The organism is Campylobacter sp. CCUG 57310 (assembly GCF_013201975.1).
Taxonomy (GTDB): Bacteria; Campylobacterota; Campylobacteria; order Campylobacterales; family Campylobacteraceae; genus Campylobacter_A; species Campylobacter_A canis.
The window spans coordinates 1,750,968-1,773,966 of sequence record NZ_CP053845.1 but is presented as its reverse complement, the minus strand read 5'-3'; the positions used below and the strand labels follow the sequence as shown (position 1 = coordinate 1,773,966).

28 protein-coding genes and 1 pseudogene are annotated in these 22,999 nt (G+C 39.2%); 14 read left to right on the top strand and 15 right to left on the bottom strand.

Features of this window, described 5'->3' with window-relative positions; all coding sequences use genetic code 11:
- Nucleotides 1-11: 11 nt before the first annotated feature.
- The 14 genes from CORI_RS08965 to mqnP all read right to left on the bottom strand — a co-directional run bounded on the left by CORI_RS08965 (nt 12) and on the right by mqnP (nt 9,290).
- The gene (locus CORI_RS08965; protein WP_173031688.1) at nt 12-809 is read right to left on the bottom strand and encodes a hypothetical protein; all 798 of its coding nucleotides are present in this window, start codon (nt 807-809) and stop codon (nt 12-14) included.
- A complete protein-coding gene (locus tag CORI_RS08960; protein WP_173031687.1) occupies nt 803-1,849 on the bottom strand; it encodes a phosphatidylglycerophosphate synthase in 1,047 nt (348 codons plus the stop codon). Before CORI_RS08960 ends, CORI_RS08965 begins: the two co-directional genes overlap by 7 nt.
- Complete coding sequence (rlmB, locus tag CORI_RS08955) at nt 1,842-2,522, bottom strand: 23S rRNA (guanosine(2251)-2'-O)-methyltransferase RlmB (RefSeq protein ID WP_173031686.1); 681 nt, start codon at nt 2,520-2,522, stop codon at nt 1,842-1,844. The genes CORI_RS08960 and rlmB overlap by 8 nt, the downstream gene beginning before the upstream one ends.
- Nucleotides 2,523-2,557: 35 nt before the next feature.
- Entirely contained in the window at nt 2,558-3,370 is an 813-nt protein-coding gene (gene rsmI / locus CORI_RS08950) for a 16S rRNA (cytidine(1402)-2'-O)-methyltransferase (RefSeq protein ID WP_173031685.1), read from the bottom strand.
- A 4-nt stretch (nt 3,371-3,374) separates the two neighbouring features.
- Nucleotides 3,375-3,575, bottom strand: a complete 201-nt coding sequence (gene rpmE, locus CORI_RS08945) for a 50S ribosomal protein L31 (RefSeq protein ID WP_173031684.1) — start codon at nt 3,573-3,575, stop codon at nt 3,375-3,377.
- An 88-nt stretch (nt 3,576-3,663) separates the two neighbouring features.
- The gene (locus tag CORI_RS08940) at nt 3,664-4,320 is read right to left on the bottom strand and encodes a 16S rRNA (uracil(1498)-N(3))-methyltransferase (RefSeq protein WP_173031683.1); all 657 of its coding nucleotides are present in this window, start codon (nt 4,318-4,320) and stop codon (nt 3,664-3,666) included.
- Nucleotides 4,317-4,730, bottom strand: coding sequence for a hypothetical protein (locus CORI_RS08935; RefSeq protein WP_173031682.1), 414 nt, complete (start codon nt 4,728-4,730; stop codon nt 4,317-4,319). The genes CORI_RS08940 and CORI_RS08935 overlap by 4 nt, the downstream gene beginning before the upstream one ends.
- Nucleotides 4,730-4,918 carry a hypothetical protein gene (locus CORI_RS08930; RefSeq protein ID WP_173031681.1) on the bottom strand — a complete coding sequence of 63 codons (189 nt, stop codon included), beginning with the start codon at nt 4,916-4,918 and terminating at the stop codon, nt 4,730-4,732. The genes CORI_RS08935 and CORI_RS08930 overlap by 1 nt, the downstream gene beginning before the upstream one ends.
- The gene (locus tag CORI_RS08925; protein ID WP_169943178.1) at nt 4,918-5,499 is read right to left on the bottom strand and encodes a 6-carboxytetrahydropterin synthase; all 582 of its coding nucleotides are present in this window, start codon (nt 5,497-5,499) and stop codon (nt 4,918-4,920) included. Before CORI_RS08925 ends, CORI_RS08930 begins: the two co-directional genes overlap by 1 nt.
- Nucleotides 5,500-6,261, bottom strand: coding sequence for a 7-carboxy-7-deazaguanine synthase QueE (locus CORI_RS08920; RefSeq protein WP_173031680.1), 762 nt, complete (start codon nt 6,259-6,261; stop codon nt 5,500-5,502).
- Nucleotides 6,262-6,298: 37 nt separating this feature from the next.
- The gene (moaA, locus tag CORI_RS08915; protein ID WP_173031679.1) at nt 6,299-7,267 is read right to left on the bottom strand and encodes a GTP 3',8-cyclase MoaA; all 969 of its coding nucleotides are present in this window, start codon (nt 7,265-7,267) and stop codon (nt 6,299-6,301) included.
- Nucleotides 7,268-7,406: 139 nt separating this feature from the next.
- Complete coding sequence (locus tag CORI_RS08910; protein ID WP_173031678.1) at nt 7,407-7,919, bottom strand: hypothetical protein; 513 nt, start codon at nt 7,917-7,919, stop codon at nt 7,407-7,409.
- Nucleotides 7,912-8,427 carry a hypothetical protein gene (locus CORI_RS08905; protein ID WP_173031985.1) on the bottom strand — a complete coding sequence of 172 codons (516 nt, stop codon included), beginning with the start codon at nt 8,425-8,427 and terminating at the stop codon, nt 7,912-7,914. The genes CORI_RS08910 and CORI_RS08905 overlap by 8 nt, the downstream gene beginning before the upstream one ends.
- The gene (mqnP, locus tag CORI_RS08900; protein WP_173031677.1) at nt 8,424-9,290 is read right to left on the bottom strand and encodes a menaquinone biosynthesis prenyltransferase MqnP; all 867 of its coding nucleotides are present in this window, start codon (nt 9,288-9,290) and stop codon (nt 8,424-8,426) included. The genes CORI_RS08905 and mqnP overlap by 4 nt, the downstream gene beginning before the upstream one ends.
- 94 nt (nt 9,291-9,384) lie before the next feature.
- Between mqnP and CORI_RS08895 the strand changes: the two genes are divergently transcribed.
- From CORI_RS08895 to CORI_RS08840, 12 genes are all read left to right on the top strand, one after another.
- Nucleotides 9,385-10,587, top strand: coding sequence for an FAD-binding oxidoreductase (locus CORI_RS08895; RefSeq protein WP_173031676.1), 1,203 nt, complete (start codon nt 9,385-9,387; stop codon nt 10,585-10,587).
- Nucleotides 10,584-11,540 (top strand): tRNA (adenosine(37)-N6)-dimethylallyltransferase MiaA, encoded by a 957-nt coding sequence (locus tag CORI_RS08890; RefSeq protein ID WP_173031675.1) that lies wholly within the window; start codon nt 10,584-10,586, stop codon nt 11,538-11,540. The genes CORI_RS08895 and CORI_RS08890 overlap by 4 nt, the downstream gene beginning before the upstream one ends.
- A 54-nt stretch (nt 11,541-11,594) precedes the next feature.
- Nucleotides 11,595-12,668 carry an epoxyqueuosine reductase QueH gene (locus tag CORI_RS08885; protein WP_173031674.1) on the top strand — a complete coding sequence of 358 codons (1,074 nt, stop codon included), beginning with the start codon at nt 11,595-11,597 and terminating at the stop codon, nt 12,666-12,668.
- A gap of 122 nt (nt 12,669-12,790) precedes the next feature.
- Nucleotides 12,791-13,237 (top strand): 3-hydroxyacyl-ACP dehydratase FabZ, encoded by a 447-nt coding sequence (gene fabZ, locus CORI_RS08880; RefSeq protein ID WP_169943187.1) that lies wholly within the window; start codon nt 12,791-12,793, stop codon nt 13,235-13,237.
- A gap of 10 nt (nt 13,238-13,247) precedes the next feature.
- Nucleotides 13,248-14,036, top strand: a complete 789-nt coding sequence (lpxA, locus tag CORI_RS08875) for an acyl-ACP--UDP-N-acetylglucosamine O-acyltransferase (RefSeq protein WP_173031673.1) — start codon at nt 13,248-13,250, stop codon at nt 14,034-14,036.
- Nucleotides 14,036-15,268: an ATP-dependent Clp protease ATP-binding subunit ClpX gene (gene clpX / locus CORI_RS08870; RefSeq protein ID WP_172201983.1), complete on the top strand. Its 1,233-nt coding sequence runs from the start codon at nt 14,036-14,038 to the stop codon at nt 15,266-15,268. The genes lpxA and clpX overlap by 1 nt, the downstream gene beginning before the upstream one ends.
- A gap of 15 nt (nt 15,269-15,283) precedes the next feature.
- Nucleotides 15,284-16,321 carry a rod shape-determining protein gene (locus CORI_RS08865; RefSeq protein WP_173031672.1) on the top strand — a complete coding sequence of 346 codons (1,038 nt, stop codon included), beginning with the start codon at nt 15,284-15,286 and terminating at the stop codon, nt 16,319-16,321.
- Nucleotides 16,311-17,066 carry a rod shape-determining protein MreC gene (gene mreC, locus CORI_RS08860; protein WP_173031671.1) on the top strand — a complete coding sequence of 252 codons (756 nt, stop codon included), beginning with the start codon at nt 16,311-16,313 and terminating at the stop codon, nt 17,064-17,066. Before CORI_RS08865 ends, mreC begins: the two co-directional genes overlap by 11 nt.
- The gene (gene carB / locus CORI_RS08855; protein WP_173031670.1) at nt 17,066-20,341 is read left to right on the top strand and encodes a carbamoyl-phosphate synthase large subunit; all 3,276 of its coding nucleotides are present in this window, start codon (nt 17,066-17,068) and stop codon (nt 20,339-20,341) included. The genes mreC and carB overlap by 1 nt, the downstream gene beginning before the upstream one ends.
- Nucleotides 20,342-20,438: 97 nt before the next feature.
- The gene (locus tag CORI_RS08850) at nt 20,439-21,143 is read left to right on the top strand and encodes a hypothetical protein (RefSeq protein ID WP_172201997.1); all 705 of its coding nucleotides are present in this window, start codon (nt 20,439-20,441) and stop codon (nt 21,141-21,143) included.
- A complete protein-coding gene (locus tag CORI_RS08845; RefSeq protein ID WP_169943194.1) occupies nt 21,133-21,315 on the top strand; it encodes a DpnD/PcfM family protein in 183 nt (60 codons plus the stop codon). Before CORI_RS08850 ends, CORI_RS08845 begins: the two co-directional genes overlap by 11 nt.
- 14 nt (nt 21,316-21,329) lie before the next feature.
- Nucleotides 21,330-21,524, top strand: coding sequence for a DpnII family type II restriction endonuclease (locus CORI_RS08840; protein ID WP_173031669.1), 195 nt, complete (start codon nt 21,330-21,332; stop codon nt 21,522-21,524).
- On the opposite strand, the pseudogene CORI_RS10610 reads toward CORI_RS08840, so the two are convergent.
- A pseudogene (locus tag CORI_RS10610) lies at nt 21,438-21,775 on the bottom strand (DpnII family type II restriction endonuclease). The gene CORI_RS08840 and the pseudogene CORI_RS10610 overlap by 87 nt on opposite strands.
- A gap of 39 nt (nt 21,776-21,814) precedes the next feature.
- Here CORI_RS10610 and CORI_RS08830 point away from each other — a divergent pair.
- Together CORI_RS08830 and CORI_RS08825 are read left to right on the top strand one after the other, a co-directional pair.
- The gene (locus tag CORI_RS08830; RefSeq protein WP_173031984.1) at nt 21,815-22,153 is read left to right on the top strand and encodes a DpnII family type II restriction endonuclease; all 339 of its coding nucleotides are present in this window, start codon (nt 21,815-21,817) and stop codon (nt 22,151-22,153) included.
- Nucleotides 22,143-22,964 carry a site-specific DNA-methyltransferase gene (locus CORI_RS08825; protein WP_173031667.1) on the top strand — a complete coding sequence of 274 codons (822 nt, stop codon included), beginning with the start codon at nt 22,143-22,145 and terminating at the stop codon, nt 22,962-22,964. Before CORI_RS08830 ends, CORI_RS08825 begins: the two co-directional genes overlap by 11 nt.
- Nucleotides 22,965-22,999 lie beyond the last annotated feature (35 nt).

Here is a 22,999-nt window from a genome sequence, read left to right as displayed (position 1 = left end):
AATTCTCCTAATTATTGTAAGTAAATTTTAAGACCTCTTTTTATATTTTCAAGGCTATTTAAATCATCTATCGTTATATATTTTGCATTTTTTGGGATAGCTAAGTTCATTTTATTTGTTTTTTTGGAATTTCTTTTTTCATCGATAAGGTTTAGATTTTTATCCAAAATTCTAACCAGAGCAAACCAGCTATCGCCCGCTTGAGCGCTTATGCTGACCTTTGAAGCTCCGTTTATATCGATAAAATACGGCTCAAGCGGCTTTGAAAGCTCGATTTCCTTGCCTATTTCGACAGGAGTTAAATTTAGCGATGACTTTGAAATGTCTATCAAATACTTATAGCTAAATTCGCTTGTTCTTTCAATGCCTTCTATGAATGTGTTTGTCTCTTTTAACGCTGTGTACAGCGATCCCGGGTCAAGCATAAATTTAGTATTTAGTCTAATGCCCCAAATTGCGCTATCCGCATTTGCAAATTCCGTCGTTAAAATTTCATTATAACCCAGACGACCTAACGCGTCTTTTAAAATTTTTATCATCAGCAGCGGCGATTTCTGTTCGCTAATAAAAACTATATCAAGATTGGCTTGATTTTTATATGAGAGCGTAAGAAGCGATTTTGACTTGAGTAAATTTGAAATTTTGGCTATATCGGCATTGCCGTTTTCGTCTAGAAAGTCTCTGCCGTCGCCAAACAGGCTTGCTACTTTTGAGCTCTCCGAGCCAAGCAGGCCGTTTGCTATGCTAACTACGTTTGAAGCGAAATTTAAAGTCGCCGCTATAGCCAATATGATAAATTTTCTTACCACTTTTTGCCCTTATTAAGCTCTACGAATTCGTCAAAGGTTATAAGGGTTATTTTGCCTTTTTCTACATGAAATCGCTTCGGATTTACCGCGTCAAATTTTATGTTTTCATCGCCTATGTTTAAAGTGATGTTTCCGTGACCTGTTACTATAAGCTGTTTTTTGTTAGCTTCTATTGTTATTGGTTTCTCGCTATTTAGAGTTTTTTTCTTGCCGTCTTCAAGATTTATGATGCCGACCCAAACTTTGCTTTTAGGAGTTATTGTAAATTCATCTACATTTGACGTTAAGTACTCATTAGAGCCGTTTTCTGCCACGCTTGCATTATTTAAATTTGTGGCATTTGCTTCATCTTTTAAATTTGCCTCAAGTGTTTCTTCTTTTGTTGATTTTTCTTCTGTTTTTAACTCTTCTTCTTGGGTTTTTGTATCATCTTTAAGCTCTGATGTTGTATTTACCTCTTCTTTTGCCGTTTTATCGGCGATGATTAAGGCAGTTTCGGTTTGCTCGTTTATTTTTTCTTCTTTTTCGGATTCTTTTGGTTTTAAAGATGGCGAATTTGGAGTTAGGTTTGTGTCTTTTAACCCAAGGTTATTTTTAGCTTCATTTACTACTACGTTATTTGAGTAGCTTACACTGCGATTTTTATCTTCGAATAAATTTGAGATATTTCCTATGTATTTATATCCTTCAAAAAACCATATCGCAAAGCCGATTAAGATAAGTACGATGATCATCCAGAGCCATCCTCCCGATGATCTATGCCCATCTGCCGTGTATGCGGGAATTTTAGGCGATATTGTTATGGTTTTGTGCTTAACTTCTTCTCCGTGCTCCGCCATAAAGGCGTTGTATTCGTTTAGCCACTGCTCAAAATCAATATCGTATTCGCGCTTTAAAATTTTAACAAACCCATGCACATTCAGTCTTGCCAATTTTTCAAAATTTTTATCGGCGATATATCCCAAATGTTCCGCTTCGATATGTGTTTTTCTACTTGCTTCGCTTAGCCCTATCTCTCGTAATATACTAATTTCATTCATTTATAATCCTATTGCAAATTATGGCAAAAGCCGCACTTACATTTAGCGAATCCCATTCGTTTTTCATCTTTATGCCGACGCACTCGTCACACTTTAGGATCGCTTTTTTTGGCATTCCTTCACCCTCGCTGCCCATTATGAGAGCCGTTTTTGAACCAAATTTCATCTCGTTTACGTTTTTGCCGCCCCTTGCCGTCGCATAGAGCTTAAATCCGCTTTGTTTTAGCTCATTTAGCGCACTAAGACCGTCTTGGGCAAGTACGATATCTATCTCGTATGCCGCACCGCTGCTTGCTCTGATGACGCCTTCTATCGCAAGATTTTTAGCTATGATTATCACTCCCTCACACCCCAAAGCGTGAGCGGTTCTAATGATAGCGCCTATGTTTCCTATATCGCTAAGTCCGTATAGAACGGTTATAAAATTTCTCTTTTTCAGCTCGTCAAATTGCTTGAATTGAAACTCTTCAACTTCGGCTAAAAATCCTTGATGATTGCCTCCGCGTGCAAGAGCTTGGGCTTTTTGATTATCCACTCGCTTGATAGGCGCTCCTGCTGAAGCGATTTGGGAAAAGGTAGCCTTATCGCACTCTTTTGCAAGGTAGATAGTTTTGACGCTTTTTTTGTAGCGTTTTATGATGTGTAAAAATAGCTGTTTTCCATATATAATCATCGGCTCATAATAGCTAAAAATCAGTAAAATTTAGCTTATTTGTTCAAATTTTCATATATTTTTTTGACATTTTCGCCAGTGATTTTGGCGATTAGTTTTGCCTTGGTTTTTGGAGGTATATCAAGAGAGGCGATATCTTCTATGGTTATTTTTTCGTTGCTTTGGTGTGAGCTTTTGTCAATGACTATAGACCACTCGCCTTTTAAATTGGAGCTTTTAAGAATTTGGCTTAACTCTTTTGCGGTTGTGCTAAATTTGGTTTCAAATTTTTTAGTCGCTTCTTTGATCGCAAAAAGCTCTCTTTGCGGATCTAAATTTGCTATTTGCTCCACTAGAGCAAGCACTCTTTTTGGACTTTCGTATATGATGACCGGATAGGGCGAATTAAGCGCATTTTGTATAGCTACTACGCGTTCTTTACCTGTATTTGGTAAAAAGCCTAAAAACGTAAATTCCTTATCGCAAAGCCCGCTTGCTACAACTGCTAAAAGTAAAGCGCTTGAGCCGCTTAATACCTCATACTCGATATTATTTTTTATCGCAAATCTTATTAATTCAACTCCCGGATCGCTAATCGCAGGCATTCCCGCATCGCTTACATAAGCAACGGTTTTTTTGAAAATTTCCGTATCTAAATTTGAAAGAATTTGAGCTTCGTTGTGAGAGTGAAGGGATATAAATTTTTCTATCTTGACGTCTGCATTAAAGCGAGAATTTAAAAGGGATATAAGAGCTTTAGTAATTCTTGTATCTTCACAAAATATCACTTCACATTCACGCAAAATATTTAATGCGTGAAGTGAAATGTCCTCTAAATTTCCTATTGGGGTAGGAATAAAATAGAGCAAAGTATTATTTCAAATTATATTTTTTCTTAAATTTATCAACTCTACCTGCAGAATCGACTATCTTCTCGCTTCCTGTGAAGAATGGATGACACTCGTTGCAGATATCTACTCTGATTTCGTTTTTGTTTGATTTGGTCGTAAAAGTATTGCCGCAAGCGCAGGTTACTTTGCACTCAACAAATTCCGGATGAGTCTCTTTTTTCATTTTTTATCCTTTTTATAGCCTATTTTATTATCTGTTTCGTTCATAGAGTAAGGCGTGATTATACAAAAAAACTTTTTAAAAATCAAATTTAGACTAAAACTTTTGCCGCAACGCTTAAAATAGCAGTTTGAGATCGAAGTATATTTTTAGAATTTAGACTATATTTTTTACCTGTTTTTTCACGCTCGATTTGGCTAAATCCGCCTTCCGGACCAATTATTAAAAGCTCACTTTGCTTATAATTTTCAAAATTTTCTCCGCCAAAATCAACCAGCGCAATATCCTTGTAAGAGTTTAAAACCTCATCTAAATTTTTATAAATTTCAATTTGCATAAGAGAATTTCGTCCGCATTGCTCGCAAGAATTTATTAAAATTCTCTCAAGCCTATCTTTATCGATTTTAAAGTTTTTTTGAGAAAAATCAGAGTAGAAAAATATAAGCTTGCTAACTCCGATCTCATTTAAGCTAGGCAGAGTTTTTTCTATCACTTTAGTATCTATGATAGCCCAACCAAGGCTGAAATTCAGCTCCTCGTCCTCTAGGCTATGCTTAAAAACCAAAGATAGTTCGGCACTTTTTCTATCTAAAATTGCAATTTCATATATATAATTTTGTCCGTCTTTTAAATTTCTAACGTCAATTCGCTCGCCAAGTTTTGCTCGCCTTGCTTTAAGATGTAAAAACTGCTCGTTTTGAAGGCAAATTTGCTCCTCTCCCGCCTGCCTTGAATAAAGAAATTTCATCTCACACCGCTTGCGATTAAAACCAAGGCGAGATCAAGTAAAATCTTAAATCTCATCTTTTTTCTAAAATCTATAAAATTTTTACTCTTCATGGCCACTTTTAATTTTTTAAACTCCATTGCGCCAAGTCCGATTAAAAGCACCCAAACGACTATCATCACTACCGCTCTGAAGCTTAAATGAAAGTAAAAAACACTCATCAATAAAAGCCCAGTCATTAGCATAGCAGCCAAAAAGCTATAGTAAGTCGGCAAGAAAAGTCGAATTCGCTTTGCATAAGATGGCGAATTTACGCCAAATTCTATAAGGCAAAAGTGTATGATGATGAGTGTTATTAATATAACGGCAATCGCCAAATGAAGACTAAGCGCCATTTCGTAAAGTTCTTTTAAGCTCTCGTTAAATTCCATTATTTCCCTTCGACTACCGGTTCAGGCGGTAAATTTTCATCTATGGTTACGTTAGCATCAGGCGTAGCAATCGGCACATCGCTTGGAGGAGCTTCGTTTAGATCAAGTAAAATTTGCTTTTTTTCATCCTCGCAACCTGCGAAAAACAGTGCCGAAATCAAAGCCAAAATCCAAAAAATTAGCCTCATCATACCTCCTTTGGATTTATGATTTTTTGCCCGAGTTTTATCTTATCAAAGAGATCTTTATCATCCCATTCGCTTATGATTTCAGGCGAAAATATAATATCTTTTAAATTTATCTCACCCATTTTGGCGTTATATGCGTCATCTCTAAAGCACTGCGCGTAGCCCGTGTCGGTTTCATGGACGATTACGCTGTGGATTTTTACTTCCCGCTCGCCGTTTTGCATAACGGTTGACTTTAAAAGTCTGTCGATTAGCACGAAAAATATCCTGCAAAACTGCTCTGCGGAAGGATTTACAGGAATTTCTATCCAGCGTTTTGAATGCTTTTTCATGTCATCTAAGTACTCTTTATCATCACCGCTAAAAAGCGTGGTTGTGTGATCAAAGCTGTCGATTAGACATTTGATATTTTGCTTCATCAAACCAAAGTCATAAACCATGCCCGCATTGTCTAAGAAATTTGATTCAAGCAGGATTTCAGCTCTATAAGAGTGCCCGTGAATGCTTGTTCTGCATCTCCTTGAGCTACAAAATCTCACAATGTGAGCGTTTTCAAATTTAAAAAGTTTTCTAATTATCATTTAAACTCCGTCCTTATCGCCCCAAAGCCTTATGTGCACGCGATCGGTGTAGTTAAAGCCAAATTTTATGCAAAATTCAGCCACGCTCTTTGCGTTTTTTTCAAGACTTATTTTATCATAACCTTGAGGCATGCAAAAAACATCATTGTCGCAAATTTCAAGGATTTCAAAAATTTCAGACTCCGCTTGTGTGCTTTGAATCGTCTCTTTATTTATCACAAATTTATAAAAGCTCTCTTTTGCATTTTCTTTTATGGCTTTTAAAGCCGCTTGATTTATGCGTTTGGCCTTGTTTTCACCGCTTGAGCTGAGCTTGACGCTTATGGCAAAAGCGCAGTTTTTATAAATCTGAAATTTACTAAAATCGATCTCAATCGTGCCGTTTGTCTCAAAATGCACCTTGTATTTTTCATCAAGCAAATTTCGCACCAAATTTATGAAATCTTCGTTTTTATGATGTAAAAGCGGTTCTCCGCCGGTTATGACGACGATAGGCTTTTGGTGTAAATTTTGATCGTATTTTTTAACGAGGGCTAAAATTTCTTGATAAGTTAAATTTTCGTATTTAAAGTGGCTTGTGTAAACAGCTCTAATAGTGTCGCAACCCGTTAGCTCTTCGCCGGTTTTTGGCGAAATTTTACTCACGCCAAAGCCTTTGCAGGTTAAGTTACATCCCGCAAATCGTAAAAATATGGCGAGTTTGCCGCTGCTTGCGCCCTCGCCTTGTATGCTTAAAAAGCTCTCGACCAAATTTAAACCCAAATTTTACCTTTCGAATTTGGCGAGATTATATCAAATTTCAGCCGCCTGTTTGGTAAAAGGCTCTGCTTGAAGTTTCGTTTGCAACTCCCGCTTCCCATCTGTTTTTTTCGGGTTTGCTTTGAAGCACCTTGCGTAAAATTTCGCTTGCGCTCTTTACATCGCCCGCTTTTACGGCGTCTTTGATACTCATAGCATCTTCAAAATATAAGCACGGTATCAAAAACCCTTCAGCTGTTAAGCGAATTCTGTTGCAACTCTCGCAGAAGTCATGTTTGTGTGGATCTATGATGCCGAATTTATATCCGTCCTCAAGCATATATATACTAGCAGGGCTCGTAGGCAACTTGCCGTCGCTTGTGATTTTATATTTTTGTCCGATAACGTCTAAAATTTCAGCTGCTTTCATGCCCTTAAGCTCGTCGTCTGCGTGCATGTTTTCCATGTATTCGATAAAGCGAATTTGACAACCTCTGCTCTTTGCAAACTCAAGCAAGCTTACCAGTTCATCGTCATTTACGCCTTTTAGTGCGACTGTGTTTATCTTTACTTTAAGTCCTGCGTCAAGTGCGGCTTCAAAACCTGTCAAAACTTCGTGAAGCACGCTTTTTTGCGCGATAAATTTGGCTTTTTCGATTTTGAGGCTATCAAGAGACATGTTTAGTCTTTTAAGCCCCGCGTCTTTAAGTGCTCTTGCGTAGTGCTTTAGCATGTAGCCGTTTGTCGTAAGGGCTAAGTCTATGTCATTTTTATAATCGTGTATCATTCTTATGAAGCTATCAAGATCTTTTCTTAAAAGCGGTTCGCCACCTGTTATTCGGATCTTTTTTACACCCTCGTCGATTGCGACTTTGACAAATAAAAACAGCTCCTCAAAGCTAAGCAAATTCTCTTTTGGTGTCCATTCAAAAGGGGTTTTTGGCATACAGTATTTGCATCTAAAGTTACAGCGTTGCGTTACTGAAATGCGCAGATAATCAACAACTCGTCCATGCCCGTCTATTAACATCTTTCACCCTTAAACCGCTCAAAAATTGAGCAAAATTTATGAGTATTATATGTGGCTTAGCTTTATTTTTTTTTAAATTTGACCTATTTTTGTGATGTTTATTTTTTATATTTTATATGTGTGATTAACATTTATTATATTAAATAAGTCTGTTTAATTTCAGCACTAGTTCGACTTTACCGACTCCAACTCGTAAACTTTTAGCTATGCTCTCTATGCTTTTGCCGGTGTTGTATAGATCAATGATACGCATCTCGTCGCTTTCCTCGCCAAAAGATGAAATTTTATTTATATCTTTTGTGCGCTCTTCAAGAGAATAAAGCCTATTTTGCTGCTCGACTTGAAAATTTCCTATCGACTCTTCGATGCTTTGTAAGGTTTTAATGATAGGCGTGATTTTAGAGTTTATTACGTTATTTAGTCTTTGCTCCAGCTTTCCTTCTATCTCTTCTGCGTCAAGATCTGCGATGCCTGAAGTTTCTATATTTTTAAGCTGTTTTTTTATTAGGTGGTTTTCTTGCATGATGCTTTCGATTACTTTTTCGTAGCGAGCCGATTTTTTTGAAGCCTCGGCGTCTTTTACGAGTATAAGTATAAAAAGAATGATTAAAACCAAGCCAAATCCGCCGTAAATTAAGATTTCATTATCCATTTGTTCCCTTTAATTCGCGTATCATCACGCGCTCTCTAGCCGTTACATATCCGTTGTAGTCGCTCTCATCGCTTTCATGCATCTTTGTTATCTTGGCAGTTTTTTCATCAACCGCTTCAAAATATATCGCCACATCGCGTTTTGGAAATATAGGCATTGAAATTCTAGCGTAATAATTGTTATTTGGCTTAAATTTAGCCTCTTTTATCGAAAAATTTTCAAAGCCTATGCCTTCTATCACCGAGCTTTCATTAAGCTCAAGCTTTGAAATTTTTTCGTTTTTCAAATACGCATTTAGCTCGTCAAATTTGCGGTGAAGTTCGGTTATAAGCGTTAGCAATACTTGATCGCTCTCTTTGGTTTCGCCCCTTGCTTTAGCGCGCTTTAGCCACTGTCCTAGCGGATCGTCCTCGCTTCCGCTTAGCTTATCGAATTCAATCGCAAATTCATCTTTTCTATCTAAAATTTCTTCAAAAACGATATCTAAATTTGCAGGATAAAGCCTCATAAATCTATCCATATAAATATAAAAAACATAATTCCAAGATAGCCGTTTAGCGTGAAAAAGGCTCTATCTATCTTGCTAAAATCCTTGCGAACGATTTTGTGTTCGGCAAATAAAATCACTCCGCTTAATAAAACCCCAACAAATGCCCAAGCGCCCAAATTTGCAGCCCAAGCAAAAAGTAGCCAAAATAAAACCGCATTTACGTGAAAAAGTGCGGAGATAAACATCGTAGCTTTTTGCCCGTAAATCGAAGGTATACTAAAAAGCCCCTTTTGCTTATCAAATTCCATATCCTGAAGCGAATAAAGCAGGTCAAATCCCGCCACCCAAAACATCACCCCAAGGCACAGTAGCGCGCTCCATAAAGGTATGCTCGCACTTATCGCCACTGCTCCTGCGATCGGAGCTAAACCAAGCGATAAACCAAGCACCAAATGTGCAAGTTCGCTAAAGCGCTTAAAGAGCGAATATCCGCCAAGAATGATTAAAATCGGAAAAGATAGCCAAAATGCAAGATCGTTTATAAGCCAAGCTACTATGACAAAGATCGCCGCATTTGCGATGATAAAAACAAGCAAATTCCCCCTGCCTATGCGTCCGTCAACGCTTGGACGATTTGCGGTGCGCGGGTTTAATTTATCTATATCCTCATCCATATAGCGATTAAAAGCCATCGCGAAATTTCTGGCACTCACCGCGCAGATAACGCCTAAAATAAGCAGCTTCCAGCCAAACCAAGCCGAGTTATTTATCTGTTTGCTTGCAACTATCATTGCCGTAAAGATAAACGGCAACGCAAAAATAGAGTGCTTAAATACGATTAGTTCGCCGATATCTTTTAGTGTCGTTAGAAATTTTTGCATATTTTTCCATAAATTTAAGTTTGGCGTTATTTTATCTTAAATTACAAAAATTTGCTAAAATTAAGCCGCTCAAGATAAATTTAAAGGAAAACCTATGAAAGACGTAGTGGTTATAGGAAGCGGAATTTCAGGGCTTTTTAGCGCTTATTGGTGTGTTAAAAACTCTCTTAGCGTAAGTGTGGTATCTAAATCACAAAAGCCTGAAACTAACGGCTTAAATACGCTAAATTTATTTTTAGGCGCACATCGAAGTTTGTTTGACGAGGTTTTAAAATTTGCTAGAGGAGACGGCTTTGTAGGGTTTAAAAATTTAGCCGATAAATCGTTTTTAAATTGGCTTTTAAAATTTGGCGTAAATCAAACTAGACCTAGTAAAAAGCTTGAAATTTTAACTCGTAGATACGGATTAAAAAGTTATGAAATTTACCAAAATTTAGCAAGTGAAATAGGGGAATTTGAATTTGAAAGCAGAGGCGAAGCGCTTGTGTTTTTTGATGATAAAAAATACAAATTCATGCTTGAAAATATAAAATTTAACGATGAAAATTTCGAAATTTTAGATATACGCGACGAAAATACTTTGGGTCTTGTTAAAAACGGCGTAAAGGGAGCTTTAAATTTAAAGAAAAACGCAAGACTGGACGCGCAAAAACTATATGAAAATTTAAAAGCGTTTTTAGAGCGAAGCGGAGTTACATTTGTAACCGATGAGATTGTTGATTACGAAGTTGGTGCAGATGGCGTAAGATCGGTAATCGGAAGACTTGGCAGATATGAGGCAATCAGCTTCATCCAAGCAAGCGGAGATGATAAGAATTTGGTTAAAAAATTAGGCGTGAATTTCGATCTCATTAGTGCGAAAATTTATGAAGTAAGTTTTGAAGCAAATGAGGATATATCGCCTAAAATGCCGCTTATGATTGATGATTTCGGATTAAATATAGATGCTAAAAACGGTCTTGCAAACATCGTTACAAAGCCTCAAATAAATGCAAAAGATGTGCTTGTGGATATAAAAGAGATAAATGAAAATTTAGCCAAGCTAAAGCCTTATACTTCATTTTTTGAGCTTAAAAATCCGACTTTTAAGGCTAAAAATTTAGCATTTACGCCAAATTCACTGCCGATATTTGGACGCGATGAGAGTTATAAAAATCTGCTTTATATAAGCGGTTTTGGGCTAAACGAGAGCCTATTTGCTCCGTGCGTTTCTCAAATTTTATCCGATATGATAGTGCGTGGTGTCTCAAATGAAAATAGCGATGATGTGCTGCTTTTTTCAGGAATTTACGCTTGAAAGAACTTGCTATCATAGGCGCTACGGCAAGCGGCAAGACAGATCTTGCGCTTAAGCTTGCAAGCGAGTTTAACGTCATTATCTTAAGTCTTGACTCGCTTTGCGTCTATAAAGAGATCAATATCGCAAGTGCAAAGCCAAGCGAGGCGGAGCTTGTCAGTGTGAGGCATTTTGGGATAAATTTGATATATCCAAACGAACATTTTGACGTGGGGATGTTTTTTGAGATTTATAGGCAAGCTAGACAGTTTGCCATGCAAAATGGCAAAAATTTATTTATAACAGGCGGAAGCGGATTTTATCTAAAATCCTTGATCTCAGGGCTTTCGCCGAAATTTGATAAGCTTGAAAGCGGACTTAGTAACGCTGAAATTTACGAATTTGCAAGTAAGATAGATCCTGTTTTTGCCGCTAAATTTAGCCAAAATGACACATATAGGCTAAACAAATGGCTTGAAATTTACGTTCATATTTTAAAGACTGAAAACCCCGCCCAAGAGCTTGGGCTTGAAAATTTGATTGAAATCGTGCAGGGTAAGGCGGTGCAAAATTTTCAAATTTCAACCGCTCCAAGCGTTTATTTGCAAGAAAATACTTATGAGCCCATCATCTCAAATTTAAAGATTTTTGAGATAGTTTGGGATAGGGAAATTTTGCGTGAGCGCATAAAAATTCGCACGGAAAATATGCTTGATAAAGGGCTTTTAGATGAGGCGAAATTTCTTTTTGAAAAGTATCCTAATGAGCCAAAACCGCTTAAGTCAATCGGGCTTAAAGAGTGCGGCGAGTTTTTAAGAGGCGAGATCAATGAAAGCGAGCTTTTTGAGCTGATTTCAACGCATACGGCTCAGCTTGCCAAACGTCAGCGCACCTTTAACCGCTCGCAATTTGAAGAGAAATTTAGCGGCTCTATCCAAGATTGCGAAACAAAAATTCGCGAATTTTTAAGCTGATTTAAAATTTGCGGCTAAAATTGCCATAAAATCACAAGTAAAAAAAGGAAAAATTTGCTAGTTCATATCTGCTGTTCTGTCGATAGCCACTACTTTTTGCGCCGTTTGCGCGAGGACTTTCCTGATGAGGAGCTGATTGGCTATTTTTATGACCCAAACATCCATCCTTATAGCGAATTTTTGATGCGTTACGAGGACGTTAAGCGCTCGTGCGATGCGATGGGTATCAAGCTGATATGCGGAAAATACGACTATGAAAGCTGGCTTGCCGGAACTAAAGGGCTTGAAGATGAGCCTGAAAAAGGCAAGCGCTGTAAATACTGCTTTGATTTTCGTGTAGGAAGCTCGGCTGCTAAGGCGATTGAGTTTGGGCAAAAGTCGGTTACAACGACGCTTTTGATGAGTCCAAAGAAGGATTTTAGCCAGCTTGAAGCTTCGCTAAAAGAGGCGGTAAGCGGCTATGAGCTTGAAGCGGTGGCTGTTGATTACCGAAAAAACGGCGGCACAAACGAGCAGTTTGAGCTAGCCAAAAAAGATAAGCTCTATCATCAAAATTACTGCGGATGTATCTTTGGGCTTAGTAAGCAGCGAGAGGCGCAGAATTTGCCGTTAAGTGAGCTTGCAAGTGAGATAAACGGACGCGTTTTACCCGGCAGTATCGAAGAGCGGCTTGAGCTTTATAAAAGAGTGCGAGAATGCGAAGAAAAGGGCGTGAAATTTCATCTTTCGCGCAAGTATTTTTTAAACTACCGCCTGCTTAGGGGATTTGTGAGAGTTGACGGAAAGGTTGCGCCTAGCTACTTTTTGCTCTACTCAAATTTTAAGCGTTCGAGCGTGAAATTTAGTGTAAGCAAGGCAAAAGATCTGCTTGATGAGCTTCGAGACGGCGTAACGATGATGAATTTAGCCAAATTTAACGAGCTTACAAAGAGTGATTACGCAAGCGTTAATATGCTTTGCAAAAATCCGCCAAGCGTGGAAGCTGAGTTAAATTTAAGAAGGCAAATTTGCGGGGATTTTAGCCAAAATCCAATAATAGTGCTTGATCAAATTTTAGAGGGCAGATATGAAATTTATGGCAAAAGCGTAACTTATAACGACAGCAGGGAAATTTTGGTTTTAGAGTGAATTAATGCTTAAAATTCGGCTTAAAATTTCCTGCTTAAAAAGCTAAAATTAAACTCAATAATCTTTCTCTTAGCAAAAATTAGCTAAAATCGGGTCTATATTTTAATGATTAAGGCTTAGTAGTGATAGACATAATGCAAATTCAAAAGATACTTCCGCATAGATATCCGTTTTTACTCATCGATAGAGTCGTAGAAATCGAGCCCGCAAAGCACATAGTGGCTTATAAAAACGTAACGATCGGCGAGCCGGTTTTCCAAGGACACTTCCCCGATCATCCGATATATCCGGGTGTAATGATAATAGAAGGCATGGCGCAAGCGGGCGGAGTGCTCGCGTTTAAGAGTATGAGCGATGAACATCAGGCGGGCATTGAAAATAAGGTTGTCTATTTTATGAGCATAGATCGCGCTAAATTTCGCCATCCTATCCGCCCGGGCGACAAGCTTGAGTACCGCCTTGAAGTGCTAAAACACAAGGGAAATATCTGGGTGCTTGACGGTAAGGCTTATGTGGACGGAACTCTTGCTTGCGAGGCGGAGTTAAAAGCGATGATAGTAGATAAATAGGCGAAATTTGATGAAAAATATCCATAAAACGGCGGTCATAGAAGACGGCGCCAAGATCGGCGAAGACGCGATAATTGAAGCCTATGCCTATGTCGGAAAGGACGCGATGCTTGGTAACGGCGTGCTGGTTAAGCAGGGTGCCAGAATCGTGGGAGATACGCACATAGGCGACTTTAGTAAAATTTACAGCTACGCGATCGTAGGCGACATACCTCAAGATATCAGCTACAAGCCTGAAAGCGATACTGGCGTTCGAATAGGCAAAAACGCCACAATCCGAGAATTTTGCACGATAAATTCGGGCACGCATAAAGGCGATGGGCTAACCAGAATCGGCGATGGTGCCTTTATCATGGCGTATTGTCATATCGCGCATGACTGCATAATCGGCAACAACGTAATCCTAGCAAACAACGCTACTTTAGCCGGACACGTTGAGATGGGAGATTTTGCGGTAGTCGGCGGATTAACTCCCGTGCATCAGTTCGTGCGAATCGGCGAAAGCTGCATGATCGCAGGGGCAAGCGCGCTTAGTCAAGATGTAGTGCCGTTTTGCCTAGCCGAGGGCAATAGAGCCTATATAAGAGGGCTAAATTTGGTTGGAATTCGCAGAAGATTTGATAAAGAAAACGTAGAAGAGATAAATAGGGCTTATAAATTTTTATTTAGACATGAAGGTGGGTTAAAAGAGGCTGCAAGCGAGCTTATGCAAACTCAAAACAACGAAAATGTAAAAAAAATGTGCGAATTTATATTAAGCACGACGCGGGGAATTCCGCTAGCAAAAGGAAGAGAATAATGGCGAAAAAGTGTAATTTCTGTGGCGAAGTCGAGTCAAACGACAGAAGGTTGTTGTCTGATATACAAGGACACGCTTTTATATGCGAATACTGCATAAATGCCGCTTACAATATGATTTATGGTGATACCAGCCTTGAAAAAAGCGAAGAAATTTTAAAGCATGATTATAAAAATTTGACTCCAAAAGAGTTAAAAGAGGTGCTTGACGGTTATGTAGTCGGTCAAGATAAGGCAAAAAAAGTATTTAGCGTAGGTGTTTATAACCACTATAAGAGAATTTTCAAACAGAGCGAGATTGAGGATGATACCGAAATTTCAAAGTCAAACATCTTGCTTGTAGGACCTACGGGAAGCGGTAAAACATTGATGGCTCAGACTCTGGCTAAATTTCTTGATGTGCCTATCGCGATTTGCGACGCGACAAGCTTAACTGAGGCCGGATATGTGGGTGAAGACGTGGAAAACATCTTAACAAGACTGCTTCAGGCGGCTGACGGCGATGTAAAAAGAGCCGAGCAGGGGATTGTGTTTGTCGATGAGATCGATAAGATAGCCAGAATGAGCGAAAATCGCTCGATAACTCGCGATGTTTCGGGCGAAGGGGTGCAGCAAGCGCTTCTTAAGATAATCGAAGGAAGTGTTGTAAATATCCCTCCAAAAGGCGGCAGAAAGCATCCTAATCAAGAGTTTATCCAGATAGATACTTCAAACATCTTGTTTGTTTGCGGCGGCGCATTTGACGGTCTTAGCGATATTGTTGAGCGCAGGATAGGCAAAAACGTGCTTGGCTTTAATCAAGATAAGCGCAGTAAAGAGGAGAGATCGAATTTGTTGCATTTACTTGAGCCTGATGATTTGGTGCATTTTGGGCTTATCCCGGAACTAATCGGAAGGCTTCATGTAGTAGCAACGCTTAACGAGATAACCAAAGATGATATGGTAAGAATTCTTACCGAGCCGAAAAATGCGATTTTAAAGCAGTATCAAAAGCTTTTTGCTATCGATAAAGCAACGCTTAAATTTGACGATGAGGCGCTTAAGGAAGTTGCGGGGCTTGCTATAGAGCGAAAGACAGGAGCAAGGGGTCTTAGAAGTATAATGGAAGAGGTTATGATAGATATCATGTATGAGCTTCCGGAGCTTGGCGGATATGAGGTAGTGATAACAAAAGATGTCGTAAACGGCGATGCTAAGCCGATTTTAGTCAAACAAAACAAACTAAGTGCATAATATAAAAGGTAGAAGATGATTTTAGATCAAATTATTGGATTTTTCTCAAGTGATATGGGTATAGATTTGGGCACGGCAAATACGCTTGTCTTAGTAAAAGATAAAGGTATCATCATAAATGAACCTTCGGTTGTCGCCGTGCAGCGTGAAAAATACGGTAAGCAAAAAATTCTAGCCGTAGGACATGAAGCTAAAGATATGGTCGGTAAGACTCCGGGCGATATAGAAGCGATAAGGCCTATGAGAGACGGTGTTATAGCTGACTTTGACATGACTGAAAAGATGATAAGGTATTTTATAGAAAAGACTCATAGGCGCAAAAGCTTCATCCGCCCCCGTATCATCATATCCGTTCCTTACGGACTAACTCAAGTTGAGAGAAAAGCCGTTCGCGAAAGCGCTCTAAGCGCAGGAGCTAGGGAAGTCTTTTTGATAGAAGAGCCTATGGCTGCGGCGATCGGAGCAAATTTGCCGGTTCGCGAGCCGCAAGGAAATTTGGTTGTGGATATCGGCGGCGGAACGACTGAAATCGGCGTAGTTTCACTTGGCGGCTTGGTTATAAGCAAATCAATCCGAACCGCAGGCGATAAGATAGATGTTAGTATAGTTAATTACATAAAGGAAAAATACAATCTTCTAATCGGCGAAAGAGCCGGCGAAGATATCAAAATAAGCGTAGGTTCTGCCATTCAGCTTCCTCAAGAGCTTTCAATCGTAGTAAAAGGACGCGATCAAGTAAGCGGTCTTTTAAGCAGGATAGAACTAACAAGCGAAGACGTGCGCGAGGCGATGAGAGAGCCGCTTAAAGAGATAGCAGACGCCTTAAAAACCGTGCTTGAGATGATGCCGCCTGATCTTGCGGGCGATATCGTAGAAAACGGCGTCGTGTTAACCGGCGGCGGCGCTTTGATAAGAGGTATAGACAAGTATCTAGCCGACATCGTGAAGCTCCCGGTGTTTGTCGCGGACGAGCCTTTGATGGCGGTTGCAAGAGGCACGGGCAGAGCGCTTGAAGAGATCGGCTTGCTTCAGCAGCTAACAAATGAAGAGTAAAATTTTATTTGTTTTTATAATTGGTTTTTTGGTGTCGGCTTCTCTTTATAAGAGCGAGCTTATCACCAAGGAAGTTATAAATTTTAATAGCTCTATCGTTAAAATTTACGATGATAGCGTTAATTTTATAAGAGATAGTGTAAATGAGTATTTTAGACAAAAAGAAGAAATTCTATCCCTCAGAGCTCAAAACGCGGAGCTTGAAAAATCAGCCGTTTTGCTTGCGAATTTCGCAAATGAATTAAATGAAATTTTGCTTGATAAAAACTCAAGCGTTTATGAGCCGAAAATTCAGCTCGTTCGCGCCTTAAGTTACGTTAATATAAGCGATTATAATAAAATTTGGCTGGATAAATTTGAGGATTTTAATAGCTCTAAAATTTACGGACTTATTTATCAGGGCAAAAGTGCCGGTATCGTAGTTTCTAAAGACGATAGACCTATGGCGCTTTTGCAAAACGACCCTAAAAATATATTTGCCGTTTATATAGGCAATGAAAAAATTCCAGGCATAGCTCACGGAAATAAAAACGGACTTATTATCAAATTTATCCCCCAGTGGCTTCACCCCAAAGAGGGCGATGAGGTCTATACAAGCGGGCTTGACGGGATATTTTTTAGCGGAATTTCGGTAGGGAAAGTTACAAAAGTTATAGAAGAGAGTTTGTATAAAAGCGTTTTGGTCGAACCATACGCAAAAGTTACCATCCCATCATATTTGTATGTTGTTATAAAGGAAAAATAATGCCAAAAAGAGAAGATATAAATACCATTTTGTTGATCGGCTCAGGCCCTATCGTGATCGGTCAGGCTTGTGAATTTGACTACTCGGGCACTCAAGCGGCTAAGACGCTAAAAGAGCTTGGCTACCGCGTTGTGCTTATCAACTCAAACCCGGCTACCATAATGACGGATCCGGATTTTGCGCACGCAACTTACGTAGAGCCTATAACAAAAGAAAGCATTAAAAGAATAATACAAAAAGAAAAAGTCGATGCCATACTTCCTACTATGGGCGGGCAGGTTGCTCTGAATGTGGCTATGGAGCTTTATGAATCGGGCATGCTCGATGGGGTTAAATTTCTTGGTGCAAGACCTGAAGCTATCAAAAAGGGTGAAGACAGACAGGCGTTTAAAGACGCTATGATAAAAATCGGCATGGATCTTCCAAAGAGCCACTACGCATACAGCATGCAAGACGCTATGCAGGCGGCGTCAATGATAGGTTTTCCTATTATTATCCGCGCAAGCTATACTCTTGGAGGTGCGGGAAGCGGTGTGGCTTATAATATCGACGAATTCAAAGAGCTAGCCCAAGCGGGACTTGACGCAAGTCCGATACATGAAATTTTAGTAGAGGAGAGCTTGCTTGGTTGGAAAGAGTACGAAATGGAAGTTATCAGGGATAGAAAAGATAACTGCATTATCGTCTGCTCGATTGAGAATTTCGATCCGATGGGCGTTCATACGGGCGATAGCATAACGGTTGCGCCGGCTTTAACTCTAACGGATAAAGAGTATCAGGTGATGCGTGACGCCAGCTTTAAAATTTTGCGTGAGATCGGCGTAGATACGGGCGGAAGCAACGTTCAGTTTGCGGTAAATCCAAAAGACGGTCGCATGATAGTTATCGAGATGAACCCGCGCGTAAGTCGAAGCTCTGCGCTTGCCAGTAAGGCTACGGGATATCCGATAGCTAAGGTTGCCACACTTCTTGCGGTCGGATTTAGCTTAGATGAGATCAGAAACGACATCACGGGCACGCCTGCTAGTTTTGAGCCTGTGATTGATTATATCGTTACTAAAATTCCTCGCTTTACTTTTGAGAAATTCCCCGGATCAAATCCGCATCTTGGCACCGCTATGAAATCAGTAGGCGAAGTTATGGCGATAGGACGAACCTTTAAAGAGAGTATCCAAAAGGCACTTTGCTCTATGGAGAAGGATTATTTCGGGTTTAATTTTTTAAATTTAGACAGAAACGACCTGATTTACGGGCTTAGAAACGCAAATGAAAGTAGAATTTTATACATAGCTCAAGCTTTTAGAGACGGATTTAGCATGCAGGAAGTGCATGAATTTAGTAAGATAGATCCTTGGTTTTTGGATCAAATTCGTCAAATCGTGGAATTTGAAGATAAGATCGATATGGATATCTTAAATGACGAAAACCTTCTTCGCACCGCTAAAACAATGGGCTTTAGCGATAAGATGATAGCTCATCTGATAAATTTAAAAGACAATCTTGAACTAAGCCAAAACGATATATATTTTGCCAGAGAAAAGATGGGCGTTAGGCTTGAATACAACGAAGTAGATACTTGCGCAGGCGAGTTTAAATCAACCACATCTTATCTATACTCTACGACCAATGTAACCAAAATAGACAGCGATGAAAATTTGGACAAGTCCAAAAAAGTTATGATCATAGGCGGCGGACCAAACCGCATAGGTCAAGGCATAGAGTTTGACTACTGCTGCGTGCATGCAAGCTACGCTCTGCGCGATCTTGGCGTAAAAACCATCATGTATAACTGCAACCCCGAAACGGTATCAACCGACTATGATACGAGCGATATACTTTACTTTGAGCCGATTGATTTTGAGCATGTACGTTCAGTCATCGAGCGAGAGAAGCCCGATGGGGTGATCGTGCATTTTGGCGGTCAAACTCCGCTAAAATTCGCTAAGCGCCTAAGTATAGCGGGAGCTAAGATTATAGGCACGACCGCGCGGGTTATAGATATCGCCGAAGATAGAAAGAAATTTAGCGAATTTATAAATAAAATCGGCGTAAAACAGCCTACAAACGACACCGCAACCAGCCAAAAAGAAGCCATAGAAAAAGCTAACGCTATCGGCTATCCGGTGCTTGTGCGCCCTAGTTACGTGCTTGGCGGACGAGCCATGAGGCGCGTGCATAGCGAAGATGAGTTAAAGCAATATATGAACGAAGCGGTTAAGGTTAGCAATAACTCCCCAGTACTGCTTGATAAATTCCTTCAAGATGCGACCGAGCTTGACGTGGACGCTATATGTGACGGCAAAGAGGTCTATATCGGAGCTATCATGCAGCATATCGAAGAGGCGGGAATTCACTCGGGAGATAGCGCGTGCATACTGCCGCCGATGAGTTTAAGCGCCGAGATGATAAAAAAGGTTGAAGCTCAAACTCGCGAAATAGCATTAAATTTAGGCGTTGTAGGACTTATGAACATACAGTTTGCTATCTATAAAAGCGATCAAAACGATGCCGAAGGAGAGCTTTATATGATCGAAGTAAATCCTCGCGCAAGCCGCACCGTGCCTTTTGTAAGCAAGGCTACGGGAATTCCGATGGCAAAAGTCGCAACACGCGTAATGTGGCAGGGGAATTTGCGCGAAGCTCTTGAATTTTACGACAGTTACAAAGTGGTGTTTGAAGAAGACGGCATCTTAAAGCCGCGCGTAAAAAATCACGTCTGCGTAAAAGAGGCGGTATTTCCTTTCAATAAACTAAGCGGAGCTGATTTGATACTTGGTCCCGAGATGAAAAGTACGGGCGAAGTTATGGGCATAAGTAATGATTTTGCAAAGAGTTTTGCCAAATCTCAAATCGCCGCTAACAACTCATTGCCAACTAGCGGAACGATCTTTTTAACACTTGCGGATAACGATAAAATCTATGCCGCATCTCTTGCAAACGAGCTTATAAATCTGGGCTTTAAGATAATAGCCACCGGCGGAACGCATAAAATTTTAGCAGATAGCGGTATAGATGCTGAATTCGTCTATAAGATCAGCGAAGGTCGTCCAAGCGTTGAGGATAGGCTTAAAAACGGCGATATCTCGCTTGTGATAAATACCAGCGATAGCAAATCAAATGCCGAGGACGGAAAGAAAATTCGCCAAAATATCTTGCGCTTTAAAATTCCTTATTTTACCACTATCGCCGCTGCACTTGCTGCCGCAAAATCAATTAGAAGCGTTCAAGACGGCTCTGCTCTTGAGGTGAAAAGCTTGCAGGAGTATTTGGGGTAAATCTAACTTGGCAGGTCGGGTTTGCCTGCCGATATTTTAAAAATAGGATTAAGGCCGTTAAATTTATAGTCTGATTTTGGAGAATTTATACATTACTATGAAGCAAAAAGATTTTGTCATACAAGCTATGTTAGAAAACGGAAATTTAGCCACTCTTTCTCAGCTTTATAGGCTAACCGACGTTAGTTCGTGGCAGACTAAAACGCCTTTTGCTACGATACGCAGGATAGTTCAGACAAATAAAGAGTTTTTTAAAATTCAGCCCGGGCTTTGGGGGCTTAGCGCATTCAAAGATGAAATTTTATCAAAATTTAACCTAAAAGAAATTGCGACACAGAGCGAATTTACCCACTCTTATTTTCAAGGCATTATCACACAAATCGGAAATTTAAGAAATTTTCATACTTATATACCCCCACAAGATAAAAATAGATTGTTTGTTGATAAAAAGCTTCACGAAGTAGCTACAACTAGCGAAATTTATGAATTTTCATATCCGAAAATTATAAAATTTGCCAAAACTATCGATGCTATATGGTTTAATGAGCGCAAGCTGCCTCATTCGTTTTTTGAAGTAGAACACAGCACCGATTTTAAAAATTCTCTTAATAAATTTTATGAGCTTCAAGACTTTAACGCCAAAATGTTTATAGTGGCTAATAAAAATAGACGAGCACAATTTGAAAGCGTAATAGGCGCATCGATATATGAAAGTATAGCAAGTAGCGTGCGTTTTGTAGATTATGATAGCATAGTAAATCTATATGAAAAAGAAAATTTAAGGGTGCAAGTTGGAATTTGAAGTACAAATCACCGAGACTCTTGTAAAAAAGATCTTTGTTAAAGCTAAAAATAAGGAAGTTGCACGTAAGATCGTAAAATCAGCTTACGAGAAATGCGAAGTGGTTTTAAGTGCGGATGATTTTTATTGTGTGGAGTTTGAAGCCAAAGAGCAATCTAAGCCTGAAATCTAAAATTTAGGTTTTAAATGGGGCCAAATGTAACGAATTTTGACGAGTTTTTGGGACTGCTTAAGAAAACTAATGCGAATTTGAGCTATTTTACCGACTTTGAAAAGTGCGATAAAAATTTGCAATCAGTTTGTATAAAGCTTCATACTCTTAACTTTCTGCTTGGTAAAAATGATTTGAAAACAAATATTTTCACTCCTAAAATATTCTGAAATAATCCGAGCGAAATTCTTTCCGCTGCGATTTTTACGGGCATTAGTATCAAGACCCACTTCTACTCCAAATACATAGTCAAATAAATTTTTAATTTTTCCGCTCTAAAAACTTTATCAAGTCCCGTTTCGCAAAAAAACTCATAAATTTTTTCAGGACTTTTAAAATATGCTTTAACGCTTGTTAAAACGTTATTTTTATCAAGTATGTCGGTATTGTCTTTATGAACCGCTATAAGTAAATTTAACACTTCAAAGCACTCTTTGTTCTCGTTAAAAAGTCTGTTAATATTTGTTTTCAAACTGAAGTTGGCAGCCAAGAGCTCGGCTTAAATTTAGGTAGCGATAACAAAGTATTTGACTTTGTAGTAAAAGCAGATAATCTAACCTATCTGATTGAGACGAATTTTTATAGCGTAGGAGGCTCAAAATTAAATGAGGTAGCAAGAGCCTATACAAAAATCGCTCAAGAAATTTCAAAATTTAACGGATTTGAATTCATCTGGATAACGGATGGGCAAGGCTGGTTAAATGCTAAAAACAAACTTCAAGAAGCCTATGAAAACGTTAAGATTTATAACTTAGCCACACTTCATCTTTTTGCTTGCGAGATAAAAAATGATAGATAGTATGACAAGCGAGTTTAATCTTATCCAAGGCGATTGCTTTGAAATCTTGCCGAAATTCACAAAAGAATTTGATCTAATCTTTGCCGATCCGCCGTATTTTTTATCAAACGACGGCTTAAGTATCCAAAGCGGGCGGATAGTTAGCGTCAATAAGGGCGCGTGGGATAAGAGTTACGGCATAGACGAGATTGACGGGTTTAACCTAACTTGGTTAAATTTAGCAAAAAATGCGCTAACGGATAATGGGAGCGTGATGATAAGCGGAACGTATCACAATATCTTTTCTATCGGGCGGGCTTTGCAGAAGCTTGATTATAAAATTTTAAATATCATCACATGGCAAAAGACAAATCCGCCGCCAAATTTTAGTTGCAGGTATCTTACCCACTCTACCGAGCAGATCATATGGGCGAGAAAGAGCGAAAAACATAAGCATATCTTTAACTACGAGCTCATGAAAAAGCTGAATAATGATAAGCAGATGAAGGATGTTTGGAGTTTTCCGGCTATTGCGCCTTGGGAGAAAGCTTGCGGTAAACATCCGACGCAAAAACCGCTTTCGCTTTTGGTTAGATTGATATTGATGGCAAGCGTTGAAAATTCCGTCATTTGCGACCCTTTTAGCGGTTCAAGCACAACCGGAATCGCTGCAAATTTACTTGAGCGAAAATTTGTAGGCATAGAAAAAGAAGATGAGTTTATAAAAATTTCTTTAGATAGAAAAAGAGAGTTAGATCAAAATTTGAATAAATTTAAGAGTAAAATTTCCGATTTGAAGCTTATTTCAAAGATAAATTCAAGCCTTATCTAATGTAAATTTATAGATTTAAGCTAGCTATAATTTTA

What these genes read in the sequence shown, in the direction of transcription:
- CORI_RS08960 (WP_173031687.1), bottom strand. Translation starts at nt 1,849, where the DNA reads ATGAATGAAATTAGTATATTACGAGAGATAGGGCTAAGCGAAGCAAGT.
- rlmB (WP_173031686.1), bottom strand. Translation starts at nt 2,522, where the DNA reads ATGATTATATATGGAAAACAGCTATTTTTACACATCATAAAACGCTAC.
- rpmE (WP_173031684.1), bottom strand. Translation starts at nt 3,575, where the DNA reads ATGAAAAAAGAGACTCATCCGGAATTTGTTGAGTGCAAAGTAACCTGC.
- CORI_RS08940 (WP_173031683.1), bottom strand. Translation starts at nt 4,320, where the DNA reads ATGAAATTTCTTTATTCAAGGCAGGCGGGAGAGGAGCAAATTTGCCTT.
- CORI_RS08935 (WP_173031682.1), bottom strand. Translation starts at nt 4,730, where the DNA reads ATGGAATTTAACGAGAGCTTAAAAGAACTTTACGAAATGGCGCTTAGT.
- CORI_RS08930 (WP_173031681.1), bottom strand. Translation starts at nt 4,918, where the DNA reads ATGAGGCTAATTTTTTGGATTTTGGCTTTGATTTCGGCACTGTTTTTC.
- CORI_RS08925 (WP_169943178.1), bottom strand. Translation starts at nt 5,499, where the DNA reads ATGATAATTAGAAAACTTTTTAAATTTGAAAACGCTCACATTGTGAGA.
- moaA (WP_173031679.1), bottom strand. Translation starts at nt 7,267, where the DNA reads ATGTTAATAGACGGGCATGGACGAGTTGTTGATTATCTGCGCATTTCA.
- CORI_RS08910 (WP_173031678.1), bottom strand. Translation starts at nt 7,919, where the DNA reads ATGGATAATGAAATCTTAATTTACGGCGGATTTGGCTTGGTTTTAATC.
- CORI_RS08905 (WP_173031985.1), bottom strand. Translation starts at nt 8,427, where the DNA reads ATGAGGCTTTATCCTGCAAATTTAGATATCGTTTTTGAAGAAATTTTA.
- mqnP (WP_173031677.1), bottom strand. Translation starts at nt 9,290, where the DNA reads ATGCAAAAATTTCTAACGACACTAAAAGATATCGGCGAACTAATCGTA.
- CORI_RS08895 (WP_173031676.1), top strand. Translation starts at nt 9,385, where the DNA reads ATGAAAGACGTAGTGGTTATAGGAAGCGGAATTTCAGGGCTTTTTAGC.
- lpxA (WP_173031673.1), top strand. Translation starts at nt 13,248, where the DNA reads ATGAAAAATATCCATAAAACGGCGGTCATAGAAGACGGCGCCAAGATC.
- clpX (WP_172201983.1), top strand. Translation starts at nt 14,036, where the DNA reads ATGGCGAAAAAGTGTAATTTCTGTGGCGAAGTCGAGTCAAACGACAGA.
- CORI_RS08865 (WP_173031672.1), top strand. Translation starts at nt 15,284, where the DNA reads ATGATTTTAGATCAAATTATTGGATTTTTCTCAAGTGATATGGGTATA.
- mreC (WP_173031671.1), top strand. Translation starts at nt 16,311, where the DNA reads ATGAAGAGTAAAATTTTATTTGTTTTTATAATTGGTTTTTTGGTGTCG.
- carB (WP_173031670.1), top strand. Translation starts at nt 17,066, where the DNA reads ATGCCAAAAAGAGAAGATATAAATACCATTTTGTTGATCGGCTCAGGC.
- CORI_RS08850 (WP_172201997.1), top strand. Translation starts at nt 20,439, where the DNA reads ATGAAGCAAAAAGATTTTGTCATACAAGCTATGTTAGAAAACGGAAAT.
- CORI_RS08840 (WP_173031669.1), top strand. Translation starts at nt 21,330, where the DNA reads ATGGGGCCAAATGTAACGAATTTTGACGAGTTTTTGGGACTGCTTAAG.
- CORI_RS08825 (WP_173031667.1), top strand. Translation starts at nt 22,143, where the DNA reads ATGATAGATAGTATGACAAGCGAGTTTAATCTTATCCAAGGCGATTGC.